At 71.8% G+C, this 14,816-nt stretch carries 12 protein-coding genes; 4 read left to right on the top strand and 8 right to left on the bottom strand.

Translation table 11 applies throughout. The features are described 5' to 3' along the window. Nucleotides 1–2: 2 nt before the first annotated feature. The 6 genes from NLX94_RS02805 to NLX94_RS02830 form a co-directional block, all read right to left on the bottom strand. On the bottom strand, nt 3–2,174 hold the full coding sequence (locus NLX94_RS02805) for a 3-hydroxyacyl-CoA dehydrogenase NAD-binding domain-containing protein (RefSeq protein ID WP_254380925.1): 2,172 nt from the start codon (nt 2,172–2,174) through the stop codon (nt 3–5). 50 nt (nt 2,175–2,224) lie between these two features. Then, nucleotides 2,225–3,439 carry an acetyl-CoA C-acetyltransferase gene (locus NLX94_RS02810; RefSeq protein ID WP_254380926.1) on the bottom strand — a complete coding sequence of 405 codons (1,215 nt, stop codon included), beginning with the start codon at nt 3,437–3,439 and terminating at the stop codon, nt 2,225–2,227. A gap of 61 nt (nt 3,440–3,500) precedes the next feature. Further along, nucleotides 3,501–4,643: an acyl-CoA dehydrogenase family protein gene (locus tag NLX94_RS02815; RefSeq protein WP_254380927.1), complete on the bottom strand. Its 1,143-nt coding sequence runs from the start codon at nt 4,641–4,643 to the stop codon at nt 3,501–3,503. 11 nt (nt 4,644–4,654) lie between these two features. After that, entirely contained in the window at nt 4,655–5,680 is a 1,026-nt protein-coding gene (locus NLX94_RS02820; protein ID WP_254380928.1) for an LLM class F420-dependent oxidoreductase, read from the bottom strand. Beyond that, nucleotides 5,680–6,840 carry a CaiB/BaiF CoA-transferase family protein gene (locus NLX94_RS02825; protein WP_254380929.1) on the bottom strand — a complete coding sequence of 387 codons (1,161 nt, stop codon included), beginning with the start codon at nt 6,838–6,840 and terminating at the stop codon, nt 5,680–5,682. The genes NLX94_RS02820 and NLX94_RS02825 overlap by 1 nt, the downstream gene beginning before the upstream one ends. 104 nt (nt 6,841–6,944) lie before the next feature. Continuing rightward, entirely contained in the window at nt 6,945–7,367 is a 423-nt protein-coding gene (locus tag NLX94_RS02830; protein ID WP_374683890.1) for an MmcQ/YjbR family DNA-binding protein, read from the bottom strand. 534 nt (nt 7,368–7,901) lie between these two features. On the opposite strand from NLX94_RS02830, the gene NLX94_RS02835 reads away from it, so the two are divergent. Both NLX94_RS02835 and NLX94_RS02840 read left to right on the top strand, forming a co-directional pair. Further along, nucleotides 7,902–9,530 carry a PKD domain-containing protein gene (locus NLX94_RS02835; protein ID WP_254380930.1) on the top strand — a complete coding sequence of 543 codons (1,629 nt, stop codon included), beginning with the start codon at nt 7,902–7,904 and terminating at the stop codon, nt 9,528–9,530. A 147-nt stretch (nt 9,531–9,677) separates the two neighbouring features. Further along, on the top strand, nt 9,678–10,883 hold the full coding sequence (locus tag NLX94_RS02840; protein WP_254380931.1) for a trans-acting enoyl reductase family protein: 1,206 nt from the start codon (nt 9,678–9,680) through the stop codon (nt 10,881–10,883). 10 nt (nt 10,884–10,893) lie between these two features. Here the strand turns inward: NLX94_RS02840 and NLX94_RS02845 are convergent, their stop codons facing one another. After that, nucleotides 10,894–11,583 (bottom strand): endonuclease V, encoded by a 690-nt coding sequence (locus NLX94_RS02845; protein ID WP_254380932.1) that lies wholly within the window; start codon nt 11,581–11,583, stop codon nt 10,894–10,896. Between the two features lie 30 nt (nt 11,584–11,613). Next, nucleotides 11,614–13,590 (bottom strand): zinc ribbon domain-containing protein, encoded by a 1,977-nt coding sequence (locus NLX94_RS39255; protein WP_254380933.1) that lies wholly within the window; start codon nt 13,588–13,590, stop codon nt 11,614–11,616. Nucleotides 13,591–13,784: 194 nt separating this feature from the next. Between NLX94_RS39255 and NLX94_RS02855 the strand changes: the two genes are divergently transcribed. Together NLX94_RS02855 and NLX94_RS02860 are read left to right on the top strand one after the other, a co-directional pair. Then, the gene (locus NLX94_RS02855; protein ID WP_254380934.1) at nt 13,785–14,084 is read left to right on the top strand and encodes a YciI family protein; all 300 of its coding nucleotides are present in this window, start codon (nt 13,785–13,787) and stop codon (nt 14,082–14,084) included. A gap of 278 nt (nt 14,085–14,362) precedes the next feature. Further along, nucleotides 14,363–14,779, top strand: a complete 417-nt coding sequence (locus NLX94_RS02860; RefSeq protein ID WP_254380935.1) for an SsgA family sporulation/cell division regulator — start codon at nt 14,363–14,365, stop codon at nt 14,777–14,779. The last annotated feature ends 37 nt before the right edge of the window (nt 14,780–14,816 follow it).

Below are 14,816 nucleotides of genomic sequence, written 5' to 3' on the forward strand. Positions count from 1 at the left end.
GATCAGTCGGCGTAGGTCTCTCCCCGCTCGGCCTTCTCCACCAGGGAGGCGGGCGGGGCGAAGCGCTCGCCGTACTGCGCGGCCAGCTCGCGGGCGCGGGCGACGAACCCGGCCGGGCCGCCCTCGTAGCCGTTGATGTACTGGATCACACCGCCGGTCCAGGCGGGGAAGCCGATCCCCATGATGGAACCGATGTTGGCGTCGGCGTACGAGGTCAGAACCCCCTCGTCGAAGCAGCGGACCGTGTCCAGCGCCTCGGAGAAGAGCATCCGCTCCTTCATGTCTTCGAAGGGGATCTCGTAGCCGGGCTTGGTGAAGTGCTGCCGCAGCCCGGGCCAGATCCCCGCACGCTTGCCCGCCTCGTCGTACGCGTAGAAACCGCCGCCGCCGCTGCGCCCGGGGCGTCCGAACTCGTCCACCATCCGGTCGATGACGGTGTCGGCCGGGTGCTCCGCCCACTCCCGGCCCTCGGCCTCGAAGGCCTTGCGGGTCTCGTTGCGGATCTTGCGGGGCAGCGTGAGGGTCAGCTCGTCCATCAGGGAGAGCACCTTGGCCGGGTACCCGGCCTGGGCCGCGGCCTGCTCGACGGAGGCGGGCTCGATGCCCTCGCCGACCATGGCGACGCCCTCGTTGATGAACTGGCCGATCACCCGCGAGGTGAAGAACCCGCGCGAGTCGTTGACCACGATCGGGGTCTTGTTGATCTGGCGTACGAGGTCGAAGGCGCGGGCGATGGCCTCGTCGCCGGTGCGCCCGCCCTTGATGATCTCGACCAGCGGCATCTTGTCCACGGGCGAGAAGAAGTGCAGTCCGATGAAGTCGGCGGGCCGCGAAACCCCTTCCGCGAGCCCCGTGATGGGCAGCGTGGAGGTGTTGGAGCAGAGCAGCGCGTCGGGGGTCAGGAACTCCTGGACCTCCTGGAACACCTTGTGCTTGAGGGCGGTGTCCTCGAAGACGGCCTCGATGACGGCGTCGCAGCCCGCCACGTCGGCGGCCTCGGCGGTCGGGGTGATCCGGGCGAGCAGCTCGGCCCGCTTGGCCTCGGTGGTGCGGCCCCGGGACAGCGCCTTGTCGAGCAGCTTCTCGGAGTACGCCTTGCCCTTGGCGGCGGCCTCGGGGGTGACGTCCTTGAGCACCACCTCGATGCCCGCGCGGGCACAGGAGTAGGCGATGCCGGCGCCCATCATGCCGGCGCCGAGGACGGCCACCTTGGAGACCTTACGGGGGGCCACGCCCTGCGGGCGGCTGCGGCCGGCGTTGACCGCCTGGAGGTCGAAGAAGAACGCCTGGATCATGTTCTTGGCGGTCTGCCCGGTGACCAGCTCGGTGAAGTAACGGGCCTCGATGGTCAGCGCGGTCTCGAAGTCCACCTGGGCGCCTTCGACGGCGCAGGCCAGGATGTTGCGCGGGGCCGGGTACGGGGCCCCGTTCAGCTGCTTCTTCAAGTTGGCGGGGAAAGCAGGGAGGTTGGCGGCGAACTTCGGGTTCGACGGCGTGCCGCCGGGGATCCGGTAGCCCGGGACGTCCCAGGGCTGCTTCGACTCCGGGTTCGCGTCGATGAAGGCGTGCGCCTTGGCGAGCATCTCCTCGGGGGTGGCGGCCAGTTCGTGCACGAGGCCGTTGCCCAGGGCGCGCTGGGGGGTGTACTGGGTCCCCTGCAGCAGCACCTTGAGGAGCGCGTCGGCGATGCCCATCAGGCGGACGGTGCGGGTGACTCCGCCGCCGGCCGGGAGCAGGCCGAGGGTGACCTCGGGCAGGCCGATCCGGGAGCCGGGCGCATCGAGGGCCACGCGGTGGTGGGAGGCGAGGCAGATCTCGTAACCGCCGCCGAGGGCAGTGCCGTTGATGGCGGCGACGACGGGCTTGCCGAGGGTCTCGATGCGGCGCAGCGAGCGCTTGATCTCGGTGCCGGTGTCGAAGGCCAGCCGGGCGTCCTCGGGGCGCAGCCGGATCATGTCCTTGAGGTCGCCGCCCGCGAAGAAGGTCTTCTTGGCGGAGGTGTAGATGATGCCGCGGATGGAGTCCTTCTCGGCCTCGGCGCGGTCGGCGATCGCCGCGATCGAGTCCTTGAAGGCCTGGTTCATCGTGTTGGCGGACTGGGCGGGGTCGTCGAGGACCAGGGTGACGACGCCGGTCTCGTCCTGTTCCCAGCGGATCGTGGTGGACTCGCTCATGGTCACTGCTTTCGTTTCGGAAGGTCCGGGAGGCGGGGATACAGGACGGTTCAGAGGCGTTCGACGATGGTGGCGACGCCCATGCCGCCGCCGACGCAGAGGGTGACGAGGCCGTAGCGCTTGTCCTGGCGCTCCAGTTCGTCGACGACGGTGCCCAGGATCATCGCGCCGGTGGCGCCGAGCGGGTGGCCGAGCGCGATGGCGCCGCCGTTGACGTTGACCTTGTCCAGGGAGACGCCCATGTCCTTGACGAAGCGGAGCACGACGCCGGCGAAGGCCTCGTTGATCTCGATGAGGTCGATGTCGTCGATGGTCAGGCCGGCCTTGGCGAGGGCCTTGCGGGTGGCCGGGGCGGGGCCGGTGAGCATGATGGTGGGCTCGGAGCCGGAGACGGCGGCCGAGACGATCCGGGCACGGGGCGTCAGGCCGTTCCGCTCCCCCGCCTCGCGGGAGCCGATGGCGACGAGGGAGGCGCCGTCGACGATGCCGGAGGAGTTGCCCGCGTGGTGGACGTGGTCGATCTTCTCGACCCAGTGGTACTTCTGCAGGGCGACGGCGTCGAAGCCGCCGAGCTCGCCGATGTCCGCGAAGGAGGGCTTCAGCCTGGCGAGGGTGTCGGCGGTGGTGCCGGGGCGGACGAACTCGTCGTGGTCCAGGACCACCAGGCCGTTGCGGTCGGTGACCGGGACGACCGACTTGGCGAAGCGGCCGTCCTTGATGGCGGCGGCGGCCCGCTCCTGGGACAGGGAGGCGTACTCGTCCACGTCACGCCGGGAGAATCCCTCGATCGTGGCGATCAGGTCGGCGCCGATGCCCTGCGGGACGAAGTCGGTGTCCCAGCCGGTCATCGGGTCGTTGAACCAGGCTCCGCCGTCCGAGGCCATCGGGACCCGGGACATCGACTCCACGCCGCCCGCGAGGACCAGGTCCTCCCAGCCGGAACGGACCTTCGCGGCGGCCATGTTGACGGCTTCGAGGCCCGAGGCACAGAAGCGGTTCTCCTGGACACCGGCCACGGTGTCCGGCAGCCCGGCGGCGATCGCCGCGATCCGGGCGATGTCGGAGCCCTGGTCGCCGACCGGGCTGACGACGCCGAGCACGATGTCGTCGATGGTGGCGGGGTCCAGCCCGGGGTTGCGCTCGCGCAGGGCGTGGATGAGGCCGACGACCAGGTCGATCGGCTTGGTGCCGTGCAGGGAGCCATTGGCCTTGCCTCGGCCGCGCGGCGTGCGGATCGCGTCGTATACGTACGCTTCGGTGCTCACTGGTCAAGCCTTTCGGGGGTGCGGAGGCGTGGGAGGGATCAGAGAAGGCGGGGGGGGGAAGTCAGGCCAGCAGGGAACGGCCGATGATCTCCTTCATGATCTCGGTCGTGCCGCCGTAGATGGTCTGGATGCGGCCGTCGGTGAAGGCCCGCGCGACCCGGTACTCGGTCATATATCCGTATCCGCCGTGCAGTTGGAGACAGCGGTCGGCGACCCGCTTCTGGAGTTCGGTGGCCCACCACTTCGCCATCGAGGCGTGGACGTGGTCCAGCTCCCCGTTGGAGTGGTCGGCGATGCAGCGGTCGAGGAAGGTACGGGTGACCGCGCACTCGGTGGCCATCTCCGCGATCTCGAACCGGATGTGCTGGAGCTTGGAGAGCGGCCGCCCGAAGGCCTCGCGCTCCTTCACGTACTGTGTGGTGATCTCCAGCAGGTACTCGGCGGCGGCGATGCCCGCCATCGCGATGCCCATCCGCTCCTGCGCGAGGTTGGTCATCAGGTGGACGAAGGCGCCGTTGAGCTCGCCGAGGAGGTTCTCCTTGGGGACGCGCACGTCGTTGAAGAACAGCTCGGCGGTGTCCTGCGCCTTCTGGCCGATCTTGTCGAGGTTGCGGCCGCGCTCGAAGCCCTCCGTACCGCGCTCCACGACCAGCAGGGACATCCCGTGCGCCCCGCCCTCGGGGGTGGTCTTCGCGACCACGATCACCAGGTCGGCGAGGATGCCGTTGGAGATGAAGGTCTTGGAGCCGTTGAGCACCCAGTGGTCGCCCGCGTCCTCGGCGGTGGTCCGGATGCCCTGCAGGTCGGAGCCCGCGCCCGGCTCGGTCATCGCGATGGCGGTGATGATCTCGCCGGAGCAGAAGCCGGGCAGCCAGCGGCGCTTCTGCTCCTCGGTGGCCAGCGAGGTCAGGTAGGGCCCGATGATGTCGTTGTGCAGGCCGATCGCGAGTCCGGCGGCGCCCGCCCGGGTGAACTCCTCCGCGATCACCGCCGCGTACCGGAAGTCGGTGTTCCCGCCGCCCCCGTACTCCTCCGGGACGGCGAGGCCCAGCAGCCCCTGTCGGCCGGCGGCCCGCCAGGCCTCGCGGCTGACGATGCCGTCCTTCTCCCACTGCTCGTAGTGCGGCAGCACCTCCTTGGTGAGGAAGGTGCGGACGGTCTCGCGGAACGCCTCGTGGTCGGCGTCGAAGAGCTGGCGTTTCATGGAAGGGCCCCCTAGAGCCAGTTCTTGACGGTTTCGACGAGCCGGGCCGGATCAGGCCCGACGGGCGTGACGTTGAGCATGGTCACCCCGGCGGCCCGGAAGGCCTCGACGCGCTCGCGCACGTAACCCTCCGGCCCGCACAGCGTGGTGAGCTCGCACAGCTCGTCCGGTACGGCGGCGGCCGCGTCGCGCTTGCGACCGGAGAGGTAGAGCTCCTGGATCTTCCGGGCCTCGTCCCCGTATCCGTAGGCGACGGCCAGGTCGTTGTAGAAGTTCTTGCCGACCGCGCCCATGCCGCCGACGTACAGGGCGATCTGCGGCCGCGCCAGGTCCCGCAGCGCCGTCGCGTCCTCGCCGATCGCGAGCAGGCCGCCGGCCGTGATGCGGAGCGGGCCGAGCTCCGGGGCGCGCAGGGCGGCGCCTTCGGCGAGGGCGCTCCCCCAGACCGCGTCGGCCTTCTCCGGTACGAAGAGGGTCGGCAGCCAGCCGTCGGCGATCTCCGCCGTCATCCGGACGTTGGCCGGTCCCAGCGAGGCCACGTGGACGGGGATGTCCGCGCGGACCGGCCGGGTCAGCATCTTCAGCGGCTTGCCGTGCCGGCCGCCCTTCTCGGGCGGGAGCGGCATGTCGGTGATGCCGTGGTGGTCGATGGTCTCGCGGCGCCAGATGCGGCGGCACAGCTCGACGGTCTCGCGGGTCCGGCCGATCGGCTTGTCGTACGGCTTCCCGTGCCAGCCCTCGACCACCTGCGGGCCCGACGCCCCGAGGCCGAGCATGGCCCGGCCGCCGGACATCGCGTCCAGGCCGGCCGCCGTCTGGGCGATGAGGGCGGGGGTGCGCGAGTAGACGTTGAGGATGGCCGAGCCGATCTTCATCCGCTCGGTCCGGGCGGCCAGGTACCCCATGATCGTCGGGGCGTCGAAGCCCCAGGCCTCCGCCACCCACACCGCGTCGAGCCCCGCCGACTCCAGCTCCGCCGCCGCGTCGGCGGCGCGGCGCGGGTCGCCGGCGTAGTCGAGCATCATCGAGAGCTCCATCAGCCCTCCTTGCCGAGCAGCCCCGGCACGCCCCAGTCGGCCGCCACCGACTCGGTGTGCGCGCCCGGCAGTGCGGGGCCGCCCACGGCGTCGGCCGGGGTCGCGGAGAAGCGGGGCGCGGGGGCCGGCTGGGTGATCCCGGCGGCTTCGACGAAGGTGCCGCGGGCGGCCAGGTGCGGGTGGTGCGGGGCCTCGCGCAGCGAGAGCACGGGCGCCACGCAGGCATCGGTGCCGGCGAAGACGGCCGTCCACTCCTCGCGGGTACGGGACTTGAACCGCGCGGCGACGGCCTCGCGGAGCTCGCCCCAGCGGGCCAGGTCCTTGCGGGCGGGGGCCTGGTCCTTGATGCCGAGGAGCTCCACGAAGGTGTCGTAGAACTGCTGCTCCAGCGCGCCGACCGCCATGTACCCGCCGTCGGAGGTCTCGTAGCTGCCGTAGAAGGGGCAGCCGCCGTCGAGGAGGTTGGCCCCGCGCCGGTCCTGCCAGCCGCCGGCCGCCATCATCCCGTGGATCATGGCGGTCAGGTGGGCGGTGCCGTCGACGATGGCCGCGTCGACGACCTGGCCGGTGCCGCCCGGGGTGCGGGCGTGCTGGAGCGCGGCGAGGACGCCGATGACGAGGTAGAGCGAGCCGCCCGCGTAGTCGCCGACCAGGTTGGCGGGGACGGCCGGGGGTTCGCCCGGGTTGCCGATCATGCCGAGGGCGCCGGTGACGGCGATGTACGCGATGTCGTGCCCGGCGGTGTGGGCGAGCGGGCCGTCCTGGCCCCAGCCGGTCATCCGGCCGTAGACGAGCCGGGGATTGCGGGCGTGGCAGTCGGCCGGGCCGACGCCGAGCCGTTCGGCGACCCCGGGGCGGAAGCCCTCGATGAGCACGTCGGCGCGCTCGACCAGGTCCAGTACGCGGGCGGGGCCGTCGGGGGACTTCAGGTCGACGAGGACGGAGCGCTTGTTGCGGTTGGTGATGTCGTAGGCCGGGTTCACGGCCAGCCCGCCACCGCCGGGGCGGTCCACCCGCACCACGTCGGCCCCCAGGTCGGCGAGGACCATGGCGGCGAACGGGCCCGGCCCGATGCCCGCCAGCTCGACGACGCGCACGCCCGCGAGCGGGCCGCTCCCGCTGCCCCCGCCGTTCCCGGGCACGTTCCCTGTCACTGCCATCGAGCCCCCAGCATCCGGTGGCACCACTGCCGCCACTGTGTGACACAACTGATGTAACACCAGTGATGCTAGGAACCTGTTCCACTGAGCACAAGAGCAAGCGCTTAGCCGGTTGGCGCCGTTCCCCGTGCGTCGAGTCCCCGTGCGTCGAGTCCCCGTGCGTCGAGCTCCTTGAGGTCCCGCTTCAGCGCGACGGTCCGGTAGCTCTCCTCCACCCATTCGCACAGCACCTCCGCGGAGGGCGCACCCTTCTCCCCCAGCGGCACCGAGACCCAGCCGGCCTTCCCGAGCCCGTACCCGGTGGGCTCCGCGCCGGGCGCGGTCATGGCGTGGCCGTGCAGCGCCTCGTCCTTGAGCTTCACGGAGATCCCGGGCGAGGGCCCGTCGGTGTTCCCGAGGAAGACGAAGATCTTCTTGTTGACCTTCACCACGCAGTCCTCGGGGCCCCACGGGAACTCCTCGCAGGCCTGGGGCAGCCCCAGCGCGAACTCCCGTACCGCCTGCCATGTACGCACCCCTGCTGTCACCGGGACCTCCACTCGCCACGGACCGCGCCCGCCCGTACGGACGGGCACTCCTCACGCTAGTGCCGCGACCCGGCCACGGCACGGTCCCGGGCGGTGCGGGCGAGCCCGGAGGAAACCCACCACAAGGTCCATTCAGTGCATACGCAAACAGATGAACCCGCGTGATCGGCAGCCCCGCCGTTCGGTAGCCTGAGAGGGTTCTCGGCCCCGTTGCAGGGGAGACGACATCTTCGTTATCCGCATGGACAACTGATCCATCGACGGGTAATGATCCACTCATAGTTTCCGGGAACGGCCCTGCCAGGCCCGACCCGGTCCACCCGGTGCCCAGGAGAGCGGCCGCCCAGGCCTCGCTCGCCGGCTCCGGCTGCCGCGCGCACGGTCGGGGAGGGCCCGCGCGCGGCCACCCGCGGGTCAGGGAGGCCCGGCGGGCTCCGCCGCCCTGGTCAAGGGCGCGCGGACACACGAATTCATTGGGGGGGCTCGGTGTCTCATCGCCGACTCGTAGCATCCGCGACCGTCCTCGCGGCAGGCATGGCACTCATTCCGGGGCTGGCCCAGGCCGCCGACCCCGCACCCGCGGCGGGCAAGGGCACCGGGCTCGCGCAGCCCGACCTGAACCTGGCGGCGGAGCTGGCCAAGGCCAAGGGCCAGGTCTCCAAGTCCTTCACCAGCGCGGCCGACCGCACCGTCAAGGCCCCGGCCGCCGCCGGCGCGCCGCGGGCGAAGGCCGCCGCGGAGCCCGACTACGAGGTCGGGCTGGATGCCGGAACCACCAGCGCCCACGGCATCGAGCTGGTGTCCGAGGTCACCGCCCCGTCCGGGCAGTCCCTCACGGTCACCATCGACTGGGGCGACCAGAGCTGGTCGGAGAGCTACGGCACCAGCGGTTCCGGAGTGGAGAAGCGCCCGCACACCTACGCCGAGGTGGGCACCTACGTCGTCACCGTCAAGGTCGAGGACCTCTCCGCCGGCACCTCCGTGACGAACAAGGTCACCGTCACGACCATGGGCTCCGAGTTCACCCCGCACACGCCGACCCGGCTCCTCGACACCCGTGACGGCACGGGCGCACGGCAGGGCAAGGTCGCGCGCAACGGCACGGCGCGCGTGAAGGTCGCCGGCGCCGGCAAGATCCCCGCCGGCGCGACCGCCGTGGTCCTCAACGTCACGGTCACCAACACCACCCGGGCGGGCCACATCACGGCCTTCCCCACCGGATTCCAGCGCCCGGCCACCTCGAACCTCAACTTCGAGCCCGGCCAGACGGTCCCGAACCTGGTCATCGTGCCCGTCGGCGCCGACGGAAAGGTCGATCTCTACAACAGCGGCGTGGGCACGGTCGACCTGATCGCCGACGTCACCGGCTACTTCACCCAGTCCGCCGCCAGCGGCTACACGGCGACCAACCCGAGCCGCATCGTCGACACCCGGGATGGTCTCGGCACCCGCAAGGGCCAGGTGGCCGGTTACGCCACGTTCAGCACCCCCGTCCGCGGCTACGCGGGCGTGCCCGCGGACGCGACCGCCGTGGCCCTCAACGTGACGGTCACCAACCCGAAGGACGCCGGGCACCTCACCGTCTACCCGGGCGGCCAGGTCCCCACGGCCTCCAACCTGAACTTCAGCGGCGGCCAGACCGTCGCCAACGCGGTGATCGTCCCCATCGGCTCCGACGGCAGGATCCGCGTCCGCAACGGCAGCTGGAAGGGGACCGACGTCATCGTCGACGTCGTCGGCTACTACAGCCCGGGCAGCCAGGCCGCGTACGTCCCGTTCCAGCCGATCCGCTGGCTCGACACCCGCGACACCGCCAGCTGGAAGCACGGCCCGCTCCCCAGCGGCTTCTACATCTACTCGAAGCTCAGCACCATGTACCCGGGCACCAAGGCGTTCGCCATGAACACCACGGTGACCAACCCCAAGGGCGTCGGCTTCCTCGCGGTCGCACCGGACCCGAACTCCAAGGAGGCCTACGCGGGCGGCTGGAACGTCCCGCCGGACAACCCCACCTCCTCGACCCTGAACTTCACCCCGGGCAAGACCGTCCCGAACCTGGTCCAGGCGAGCACGGGCAACCACGGCATCGTCGACTTCTTCAACAAGAGCAACGGCTCCATCGACCTCATCATCGACATCTTCGGCGACTACGAGGTCGACTGATCCACACGGGTGAGCCGCCCCGTGAGCGGTGACCGCCGCTGACCGCACGAACCGGCCGCCGTACGGAGCACCGGGCACCCGCCCGTGCCCGTACGGCGGCCGCTGCATTACCCTCGGCCACCACCGACACCGCCTGGGAGGCTCCCGATGAACGCAGCTGGCCGGTACGAACCGCGCACCGCGGAACGGGAGTACGACCTCGTGCTCTTCGGCGCGACCGGGTTCGTGGGGGCGCTGACCGCCGAGTACCTCGCCGCGCACGCCCCCGCGGACTGCCGCTGGGCCCTCGCCGGGCGCGACCTCGCGAAGCTGGAGCGGCTGCGCGAGCGGCTGACCGCCCTCCACCCGCGCTGCGCGGACCTGCCGCTGCTGCGCGCGGACGCCCAGGACCCCGCGGCCACGCGCGAACTGGCCGCCTCCACCCGGGTGCTGGCCACCACGGTGGGACCGTACGTCTTGTACGGGGCCCCGCTGGTGGCGGCCTGCGCCGCGGCGGGCACCGACTACCTGGACCTGACCGGCGAGCCGGAGTTCGTGGACCGGATGTACGTCGAGCACGACGCGCGGGCCCGCGAGAGCGGCGCCCGGATCGTGCACGCCTGCGGCTTCGACTCCATCCCGGCCGACCTCGGGGCGTACTTCACGGTCGGGCAGCTTCCGGCCGGGGTCCCGCTGACCGTGGACGCCTTCCTGCGCTCCAACGCCCTGTTCTCGGGCGGCACCTTCACCACGGTGCTCACCGCGCTGGGCCGCGGACCGCAGAACCTGGCCGCCGCCCGCGCCCGCCGGATGCACGAGCCCCGGCTGCTGGGCCGGCGGGTACGGGTGCCCGTGGGCGCCCCGCGCTTCAGCCGGGAGACCGGCACCTGGGCCCTGCCGCTGCCCGTGCTCGACGTGCAGGTCGTGGCCCGGTCGGCGGCCGCGCTGGAGCGGTACGGCCCCGACTTCCGCTACCGGCACTACGCCTCCGTACGGCACCTGCCGGTCGCGGTGGGCGGTACGGCGGCGGTCGGCGGGGTGGCCGCCCTCGCGCAGATCCCGCCGGTGCGCCAGTGGCTCGCGGGCCGCTGGGAGCCGGGCCGGGGCCCGGACGCGGAGCGGCGGGCGCGGAGCTGGTTCAGCGTGCGGTTCGTGGGCGAGGGCGGCGGCCGCCGGGTCTTCACCGAGGTCTCGGGCGGCGACCCGGGGTACGGGGAGACCGCGAAGATGTTCGCGGAGTCCGCGCTCTGCCTCGCCTACGACGCCCTGCCCGAGCTCTCCGGCCAGCTGACCACCGCCGTGGCCATGGGCGACGCCCTGCTGGACCGGCTCCAGAAGGCGGGCATCCGCTTCCGCGTGGCGGCCTCGGACTGAGCCCGCACGTCTAGGCGATGGCCTCGCGCAGGGCCCGCCGGCACAGGGAGTCGGCGTGCCGGGTGGTCTCCGGGATCCGGAAACGGGGGCTCAGCGCCAGGGTGTGCGCGCAGGCGTTGTCCAGGGAGACCCGGTGGCCCACCGATACGTACACGGGCTTGATCCCGTCCTGCGTGCGCAGCGCCCGCCCGACGACCTCCCCGTCGGGTGCGCGGAGCGGGGAGGTCTCCCCGCGCCGGGCGCCCGGTTCCCCGTAGGTGAAGGTGAACGGGTTCTTCGCGACGCCGAGGGCGGGCAGCCCGGTGACCACCCCGAGGTGGCAGGCGAGCCCGAAGCGGCGCGGGTGGGCCAGCCCGTAGCCGTCGCAGACCACGAGGTCGGGCGTGACGGTCAGCGCCTCCAGCGCGGCGAGCACGGTCGGCAGCTCGCGGAAGGCCAGCAGCCCGGGAACGTAGGGGAAGCTGACCCGGCCGACGGAGACGGCCTCCCCGACGACACGGAGGGTGGCGGCGTCGAGCACGACGGCCGCGGCGGCCACCAGGTCCCGCTCGTCGTCGTAGGCCACGTCCACACCCGCGACCAGCCCTTCCCCGGGCGGGGGACCGATTTCGGTCAGCACCACCTGGCCGCGCAGTCCGTCCTGTACCGCCCGTGCCTCGGCCTCGTCGGCGGGAGTCGCGGGAGTCTTCGCAGTCGTCATAGTGCAGCGAGAGTAGCGTCACGGATGATCTTAGGTTTTCCCGACTGGGGCTGAGTGTTCGGCCTTTGGGGAAAAAGTCTCGGGCTTTGCCGTGGCCGCCGCTGTGTGAGCGGGGTGGCGTGGGTGTGCAGGTGGAAGCCTGCGCCGAGTCTGGCCCCGCGCGGTCGGTGCCGTGTGGGGGTGCTCATCGTGTGCGGTGCCTGCCGCCGGCCTCGCCGCTGGTGGCGGTGGGTGGGTGACTGGGGCTGCCGCCCCGCCGGACGCTTTCCACCTGGACCATTGGCCGGTACGGCTGCTGATGGTGCTCCGGGTGGGGCGGGGACCCTGCGTCGCTGCCTGGGCACAGGGCGGTCTCTCGTCGGGGCCGGCCTCGAACGGGTCCGGGTGGGTGGGCTTGGTGTGCTGGACGGGCTGGTCCAGATCCTGAACGGTGCGGCGGATGACGTAGGTGCCATTCGCGCGGTCCAGGACGGTCAGGTGCTGGTGTTGCAGGCCTCGGGCGCCGATGCGCTGCCAGGCGGCGACGTCCCGGTCCGCGCTGTATCCACAGTCGGGGTGAGGGCAGGTGGCCCATTTCCAGCCCGGCCGGGTGCTGTCGGGGGCGGCGTGGTGACGGAAGGCGGTCAGGCAGCGGGGACAGAATCTGGAGGTGCCGCGCGCGGGGACGATGACCACGGCTATCCCGTGTCGGGCCGCCTGATGGCGTACGTCCGCCACGATCTGCCCTCGTACTGAGCTGGAGAGGCGCGTGTTGAGGGTGCGGCCCTTGCCACGGGACTCCATGTCCCGTAGGTCCTCCAGACAGATCACCGACGCCTGCGCGGCACGGGCGTGGTCCACCATGAACCGGGCGGCCGCCTTGGAGATCTCCGCATTGAGGCGCCGGCGCCGCCCGCTGACCCGTGAGTGTTCGGTGCGCAGCCCGGCGAGCTTGGTGACGATCGCAGGGTCGGGGTGCAGGCCGCGGGCGCGCTGGCCGCCTAGGAGTAGCTCCAGGTGGGCGGCTTTGGTCCACAGGTGTTCGGCGTGGACGCGGAGCCGGTCGGCTTTGGCCAGTGCCCCGTTCGTGCGGAGGAAGGCGGGCTGCCCGTCGGTCAGGACAGTCGGTTGAGTGCCGCCGGTCAGGGTGAGGGTGCCGCCGGTGAGGAGGGTGTTGAGCCCGTAGTCGAAGGCCACCGCCCGGGTATGTCCGTCACGGCGGGTCTTGGGGACAGCGGTGGTGTGGGCGACATCCAGGCGCAGCCGCCCACCGAGCGGGCGCAGGGTGGGGGCGTGCAGGGCGGCGGCGGCGTCGATGGTGGGTGGCAGGCGGATGCGGATCCGTACCGGATGCCAGTCGCCACGGGTGCGCGGGTCGGGGCGTACCGGAAGCCGCACGGTCAGCACCGCGTAGCGGGCTGGGTCGTCCTCGCACCGGGCCAAGGTGGCGAGCTGTTTATCGGCGGCCGCCAGCGCTACCTGCCGACCGCCGCCCGGCGCCGCCTCCAGCTCGCACAGATCAGCGGGCAGGTGCCTGTGCACCGCAAGGAATCGCAGGACTTGACGGGTGCGGGAACGGAAGACGGACGCGGGCACCGCAGCCCCCTGCGGACAGGCCGCCCGCAACGCCGCCCACTCCTCCACGCTGCGTTTCATCGGATCCCCGGCGGCCGGCCACGTCTCGAGGACCGCGTCCACGAGCGCAGCGCGCCATTCAGCCGACCGCAGGACCCGCCCGGCCTGCTCCTCAGCAACCCGGCGGACCCGGTCGGGCACATACAGCCCAGCCGGAACGACAGCCGTCCAGCCCAGAGTCCGCATCGCCATCCATGCGTTCGACGGCAACCGCTCACCCGCCCGGGAAACACCCGAAGCGAGCACGGCCAGCTCGGCCCGAGACCAGTGTCCGCCGACAACCCCGCCAGCCATCGTCTCCACCAGCACAGTCAGCCAGCCCACCCGCTCAACCAGTGCGGCGACCTTCAGGACCTCACCGCTGACGGTGTCAAAACCCCGGAACGCGATCACGGACGCACAGGCGACCCGCCCCGTCTCCCCCTCGTCCAACGCGACCTTCCGCCGCACACCCGTCACCCCCGCCCCCATGTGCGATCTGCGGTCCGATCATCGGACCCGCATACGGAACGAGCCCCGCCCGACAAGGACACGCAACACCCAGGAATGCCAGACGAACCAGACGGCTGCGTGTAACCCTGGCGATCATGTTCGTCATGGAGCTCACCTACACCGCGCCCGTCGAAGCCGTTGAAGAGGAGATGGACGCGCACATCGCCTGGCTGGACGGCTACTACGCCGCCGGGATCTTCCTCGCCTCGGGCCGCAAGGTTCCGCGCGACGGGGGCGTGATCCTGGCCGGCGGGGTCTCCCGCGCGGAGATCGAGAGGATCGCGGCCGGGGACCCCTTCACGGTGGCGGGCGTCTGCTCCTACCGGATCACCGAGTTCATCGCGACGAAGACGTCCGGGGACCTGGCGACGGTACGGGAGATCCCGGCGCTCTAGCGGGGCGCCGCCCGGCGCCCGAATGGGCCGTCCGGGGGTGCCTTGGGCCTGTGGAGTGAGCGGGATCCAGCCGTCCTGGGGAGGCTGCGGGGCCGGACGGCGGGCCCCGGAGCCCCGCGCCGTCCGTCACCCTGTGCGATCGCACAGGCGCGTTCAGGCCAATCGGTGACACAGCTCACTCCGGATCGCGTGCACGGATTCCCCGTCCCACGCGTCTATCCCGTTGCCGGACCCCCACCCCGCGGCCCGGCACGAGATCCGCCGCAAGGGAGCGAGCCTTGATCACTGTCATCGAGCAGGCCGTGCAGGCCCGACTGGTCGCCACCGCACCGAAGGTCGACACCGTACCGGTGACGCTCTGCTACGACCGGTCGGACCCCTTCGCCGTCCGCATGGCCTTCCCCGCTCCCGCCACCCTCGAGGGCATCGAGGTCTCGTGGACCTTCTCGCGGGAGCTGCTGGAGTCCGGGCTGGACCGCCCGTCGGGCCACGGGGACGTGCGCGTGCGCCCGTACGACGCCGACCGGACCACCGTGGAGTTCCACGCCCCCGAGGGGGTCGCGATCGTGCTGATGGTGACGGCCGAGCTGCACCGCTTCCTGGAGCGGGCCTCGACAATCGTGCCGCCCGGCCTGGAGCACCTGTACCTCGACATGGACCAGAGCCTCGCCGAGCTGATGCGCGGCTCCTGCTGACGCCGCTCCCCCGCGCCTCCCGTTAATTCGTTTGCCG

This window comes from Streptomyces sp. TBY4 (genome assembly GCF_024213195.1).
In the GTDB taxonomy this organism is placed as follows: Bacteria; Actinomycetota; Actinomycetes; order Streptomycetales; family Streptomycetaceae; genus Streptomyces.

Coding starts and splice junctions, on each gene's coding strand:
- NLX94_RS02805 (WP_254380925.1), bottom strand. CDS start 2,174: ATGAGCGAGTCCACCACGATCCGCTGGGAACAGGACGAGACCGGCGTC.
- NLX94_RS02815 (WP_254380927.1), bottom strand. CDS start 4,643: ATGAAACGCCAGCTCTTCGACGCCGACCACGAGGCGTTCCGCGAGACC.
- NLX94_RS02820 (WP_254380928.1), bottom strand. CDS start 5,680: ATGGAGCTCTCGATGATGCTCGACTACGCCGGCGACCCGCGCCGCGCC.
- NLX94_RS02825 (WP_254380929.1), bottom strand. CDS start 6,840: ATGGCAGTGACAGGGAACGTGCCCGGGAACGGCGGGGGCAGCGGGAGC.
- NLX94_RS02835 (WP_254380930.1), top strand. CDS start 7,902: ATGGCACTCATTCCGGGGCTGGCCCAGGCCGCCGACCCCGCACCCGCG.
- NLX94_RS02840 (WP_254380931.1), top strand. CDS start 9,678: ATGAACGCAGCTGGCCGGTACGAACCGCGCACCGCGGAACGGGAGTAC.
- NLX94_RS02845 (WP_254380932.1), bottom strand. CDS start 11,583: ATGACGACTGCGAAGACTCCCGCGACTCCCGCCGACGAGGCCGAGGCA.
- NLX94_RS02855 (WP_254380934.1), top strand. CDS start 13,785: ATGTTCGTCATGGAGCTCACCTACACCGCGCCCGTCGAAGCCGTTGAA.